Origin of the sequence: Micromonospora maritima (assembly GCF_902825405.1) — a bacterium.
GTDB lineage: Bacteria > Actinomycetota > Actinomycetes > Mycobacteriales > Micromonosporaceae > Micromonospora > Micromonospora maritima.
Genome location: NZ_CADEAU010000418.1, coordinates 1 through 4708, shown reverse-complemented (window position 1 = coordinate 4708; position 4708 = coordinate 1). Strand labels below are relative to the sequence as shown.

Annotated in this window: 4 protein-coding genes and 1 pseudogene; all 5 read left to right on the top strand. The window is 72.1% G+C overall.

What is annotated here, in order from left to right; translation table 11 throughout:
• The first annotated feature begins 266 nt into the window (after nt 1–266).
• Nucleotides 267–617 carry an STAS domain-containing protein gene (locus HUW36_RS26010; RefSeq protein ID WP_091583567.1) on the top strand — a complete coding sequence of 117 codons (351 nt, stop codon included), beginning with the start codon at nt 267–269 and terminating at the stop codon, nt 615–617.
• Nucleotides 617–1054, top strand: a complete 438-nt coding sequence (locus tag HUW36_RS26005) for an ATP-binding protein (protein WP_174530558.1) — start codon at nt 617–619, stop codon at nt 1052–1054. The genes HUW36_RS26010 and HUW36_RS26005 overlap by 1 nt, the downstream gene beginning before the upstream one ends.
• Nucleotides 1055–1347: 293 nt before the next feature.
• Nucleotides 1348–3696: a sodium-translocating pyrophosphatase gene (locus HUW36_RS26000; protein WP_174530557.1), complete on the top strand. Its 2349-nt coding sequence runs from the start codon at nt 1348–1350 to the stop codon at nt 3694–3696.
• A gap of 114 nt (nt 3697–3810) precedes the next feature.
• Nucleotides 3811–4350 carry a hypothetical protein gene (locus tag HUW36_RS25995; RefSeq protein WP_174530556.1) on the top strand — a complete coding sequence of 180 codons (540 nt, stop codon included), beginning with the start codon at nt 3811–3813 and terminating at the stop codon, nt 4348–4350.
• Nucleotides 4341–4708 (top strand): annotated as a pseudogene (locus tag HUW36_RS25990) (hypothetical protein); the annotation flags it as partial. The gene HUW36_RS25995 and the pseudogene HUW36_RS25990, both read left to right, overlap by 10 nt.

Sequence of the window (4708 nt, the reverse complement as noted above, 5' to 3'; positions counted from 1 at the left end):
CACGGGACCGGCTCGCCCGCGCGGGCCGGGACCCGCTCGACGTGGGTGACCGGGTCGGTGGCGTGCCGCAGCCGCAACCGGTGCAGCAGCTCGGCCGGCGCGCGCCGGGGGCCGGGCCTGTCGTCGGTCACGTCCTGCACTCTCGCACTGGTGTTCGGAATTGGGAACCGCAGGGTGGGGGTATGGGGAGGGCCCGACCGGTGACCCGAGGGGGTCTTACGGGAGGGATGGTTAGATGCCCAGGAGAGTTTACCGAGGAGGGGCCGATGGAGCTGTCGCTGGCGACCCGCACCGTGGGGGAGCACACGGTGCTCGAGGTCGGCGGTGAGGTGGATGTCTACACCGCCCCCCGCCTGCGTGAACGGCTCCTGGAGTTGATCGACGGCGGGGCCCACCGCGTCGTCGTGGACCTGGGTCGGGTCGACTTCCTCGACTCGACCGGGCTGGGCGTACTGGTCGGCGCGTTGAAGCGGCTGCGCGCGGCCGGCGGCTCGTTCGCCCTGGTCTGCGACAAGGAGCCGCTGCTCAAGATCTTCCGGATCACCGCCCTGGACCAGGTCTTCCCGCTGCACCCGACGGTCGACGCGGCCATCGCCGCCGACACCACCGGCGCGTGATGGCCACCGTCAAGCTGTCCTTCTCCCCGGCCCCGGTGCACGTGCGCACCGCCCGCCTGGTCGGCGTCGCGGTGGCCCGGCGGGCCGGGGTACGCGAGGACCTGCTCGACGAGGTGCGCCTGGCCATCGGTGAGGCGTGCACCCGGGCGGTGGCGCTGCACCGGCAGTACGGGCTGGCCGAGCCGGTGTACGTGGAGATGTCCGACGGCGGCGGCTACTCGGTGCGGGTGGTGGACCGGGCCCCGATCGAGGCGGGCCTGGGGCTGGCCGCGCTCGGCCCGGACGAGCTGGCGAAGGAGTCGCTCAGCGAGGACGCGCTCACCACCGGGGTGGGCTTCGCCCTGCTCGCCGGTTTCGTGGAGGACCTCCAGGTCCGCCCGGTCGAGGACGGTGTCGGCACCGAGGTCCGGATGTCCTGGCCGGCCGGCCGCGCCTGACCTGTTCGACTCGCAGGCCGCGTTCCCCGACGGGGAGCGCGGCCTCGTCGTGTTGACCGCCCTATATATCAGATTTCCTCGCATAACACAGTTACGAAGATCATCGAGACACGGTGCCCCCTCGGTGTGACCTCCACCACGCCGGAGGGCTACAGTACCCGGGTTGTCAGCAAGTGATCGCTGCCCGCAGCCAGCGGGAACGGGTGGATGGCGCGCGCTGGCGAGTTCGCATCCAGGCGTCGGCCCGTGCGTCTCCACGAGTCGGCGCGAGTGTTCGGTACAGGAGGACATAGATGTCCGGGACCTTGGCCGCCGACGGCGGCGCCCTGTCCCTTACCGGAGCCAACGTGACGTACGTCGTCATCGCCGCGGTCATCGCGCTGGTGGCGCTCGTCTTCGCGGCCGCCCTCACCAGGGCGGTCCTGGCAGCCGGTACGGGAACCACAAACATGCAGGAGATCTCCGGTGCGGTGCAGGAGGGCGCCTCGGCGTACCTGCTGCGGCAGTTCCGCACCCTGGCGATCTTCGTGGTGATCGCCGTCGTGCTGCTCTTCCTGCTGCCGGTGCACGACACCGACGGCAACGAGACCCTGGTGAAGATCGGCCGCTCGGCGTTCTTCGTGGTGGGTGCGCTGTTCAGCGCGTTCATCGGCGGCGCCGGCATGTGGCTGGCCACCCGGGCCAACCTGCGGGTCGCCGCCGCCGCCCGGGAGCGCGAAGGCGGGCGCGAGGGCGCCATGAAGATCGCGTTCCGCACCGGTGGCGTGGTCGGCTTCCTCACCGTCGGCCTCGGCCTGTTCGGCGCGGCGCTCGTCGTCATCCTGTTCCGGGGTGACGCGCCGACCGTGCTGGAGGGCTTCGGCTTCGGCGCCGCGCTGCTCGCCATGTTCATGCGGGTCGGCGGCGGCATCTTCACCAAGGCCGCCGACGTCGGCGCCGACCTGGTCGGCAAGGTCGAGCAGGGCATCCCGGAGGACGACCCGCGCAACGCCGCCACCATCGCCGACAACGTGGGCGACAACGTCGGCGACTGCGCCGGCATGGCCGCCGACCTGTTCGAGTCGTACGCGGTCACGCTCGTCGCCGCGCTGATCCTGGGCCGCGCCGCGTTCGGCGAGGACGGCCTGGTCTTCCCGCTGATCATCTCCACCATCGGGGTGCTGGTCGCGATCGTCGGCGTCTTCATCACCCGGCTGCGCACCAGCGACCGCAACGGCCTGACCGCGATCAACCGGGCCTTCTACCTCTCCGCGGTGATCTCCGCGGTGCTGGTGGCGATCGCCGCGTTCGCCTACCTGCCGGCGACGTTCGGCGAGCTGGAGGGTGGGCTGACCGACGTCGACCGCAACCCGCGGCTGGTGGCCATCGGCGCGGTCGTGATCGGCATCGTGCTGGCCGCCGCGATCCAGGCGCTGACCGGCTACTTCACCGAGACCAACAGGCGCCCGGTGCAGGACATCGGCAAGAGCTCGCAGACCGGCGCGGCCACCGTCATCCTGGCCGGCATCAGCGTCGGCCTGGAGTCGGCGGTCTACTCCGCGCTGCTGATCGGCGCCGGCGTGTTCGGCGCGTTCCTGCTCGGCGGCAGCTCCATCACGCTCTCGCTGTTCGCGGTCGCGCTGGCCGGTACCGGCCTGCTCACCACCGTCGGCGTCATCGTCGCCATGGACACGTTCGGCCCGATCTCCGACAACGCGCAGGGCGTGGCCGAGATGTCCGGCGACATCGACGAGCACGGCGCGCGGACGCTGACCGAGCTGGACGCGGTCGGCAACACCACCAAGGCGATCACCAAGGGCATCGCGATCGCGACCGCGGTGCTGGCCGCGACCGCGCTGTTCGGCTCGTACACCGACACGCTGCGGACGTCGTACGCGGACGCGGGTGTGGGCGACGTCGGCGCCGAGATCCTCAATTCGCTGAACGTGGCCAACCCGCGCAACCTGGTCGGCCTCATCATCGGCGCGGCGGTGGTCTTCCTCTTCTCCGGCCTGGCCATCAACGCGGTCTCCCGCTCGGCCGGCGCCGTGGTGATGGAGGTACGGCGGCAGTTCCGCGAGCTGCCCGGCATCATGGACCGCACCCAGCGGCCCGAGTACGGCAAGGTCGTGGACATCTGCACCCGGGACGCGCAGCGCGAGCTGATGACCCCCGGCCTGCTGGCCATCCTGGCCCCGATCGCGGTCGGCTTCGGCCTCGGCCCGGGCGCGCTGGCCTCCTACCTGGCCGGCGCGATCGGCGCGGGCACGCTGATGGCGGTCTTCCTGGCCAACTCCGGTGGCGCCTGGGACAACGCCAAGAAGCTGGTCGAGGACGGCGCCTACGGCGGCAAGGGCTCCGAGGCGCACGCCGCCACGGTCATCGGCGACACCGTCGGCGACCCGTTCAAGGACACCGCCGGCCCGGCGATCAACCCGCTGATCAAGGTGATGAACCTGGTCTCGCTGCTGATCGCCCCGGCCGTGGTGGCCTGGAGCGTGGGCGACGACAAGAACCCGGCGCTGCGCATCACGATCGCCGTGGTGGCTGCGCTGATCATCGCCGCGGCGGTGGTGTTCAGCAAGCGCAAGGGCGTCGCCATGGACAACTCCGACAGCGGTGCGGGCACCCCGGACCAGCGCCCGGAGACGGTCAACGCCTGAGTGACGCGACGGTTCCCGGTCGGCCCCGGCCGGCCGGGAACCGTGCCGTCCGGCGGTCCCGTGCACGAAACCTGACCGGTGGCGGTTCCCCCCGGAGGTCGTACGCTGCTTCGCATGCGTACGCGCCGGGCGGCAACCGCCGGAAAGCTCACGGTGGTCCTGGCCACGCTGGTCCTCGTCGTCGCCGGGTGCGGTGGTCCCAGCCCACGGGCCTGGGCGGCGTCGGTCTGCCAGGCGCTCACCCCCTGGCGGGCGGAGATCTCCAAGCTCACCAGCAGCACCCAGCAGCAGATGACCGCGCGGACCACTCCGGCGCAGGCCAGGGAGAACCTGGTCCGCCTCTTCGCCGGCGCCGAACAGGCGAGCGAGACGGCCCGGCGCAAGGTCGAGGAGGCGGGCGTGCCGGAGGTCGAGCACGGCGACGAGGTGTCGGCCGGGTTCCGCGGCTCGCTGAGCAAGATGCGGGACGCGTACGGGCGGGCCCGGGACACCATCGACGGGCTCGACACCGCCCAGGCCGGTCCGTTCTACGACGGCGTGCGCGCCGCCGTGGACACGCTGAACAAGGAGTACGACGCGAGCGCGCTGGACACCAGCAAGCTCAATTCGCCCGAGCTGAAAGAGGCCTTCGACGAGGTCCCGGAGTGTCGCTGACCCCTCCCACCCCGAAACCGGCCCGCCAGCCCTCGCTCTTCTCCACCGAGGCGGCCGACCCCGCGCTGGCGGATCTCGCCGGCCTGCTCGCCGGGCCGGGCGAGGTGGTGCGGATGGGCGGCACCGCCCGGATCTCCGTGGTGGTGGACGCCGCCTGGCGGGTGCACGTGCTGGTGGCCGAGCTGGGCGCGCGGGGCGTGCCGGCGAGCTGGGAGCCGACCGAGGACGGCCGGCACCGGGTGCGCTCCGCGTACTCGACCACGCTGGCGCCGCTCGCGCGGGGCTGGCTGCGCGGCACGGCGAAGCGACCGCCGCCCCGGTTCCACCTGGACGGTCGTCGGCTGCGGCTCTGGGCGGC

Coding starts and splice junctions, on each gene's coding strand:
- HUW36_RS26010 (WP_091583567.1), top strand. CDS start 267: ATGGAGCTGTCGCTGGCGACCCGCACCGTGGGGGAGCACACGGTGCTC.
- HUW36_RS26005 (WP_174530558.1), top strand. CDS start 617: ATGGCCACCGTCAAGCTGTCCTTCTCCCCGGCCCCGGTGCACGTGCGC.
- HUW36_RS26000 (WP_174530557.1), top strand. CDS start 1,348: ATGTCCGGGACCTTGGCCGCCGACGGCGGCGCCCTGTCCCTTACCGGA.
- HUW36_RS25995 (WP_174530556.1), top strand. CDS start 3,811: ATGCGTACGCGCCGGGCGGCAACCGCCGGAAAGCTCACGGTGGTCCTG.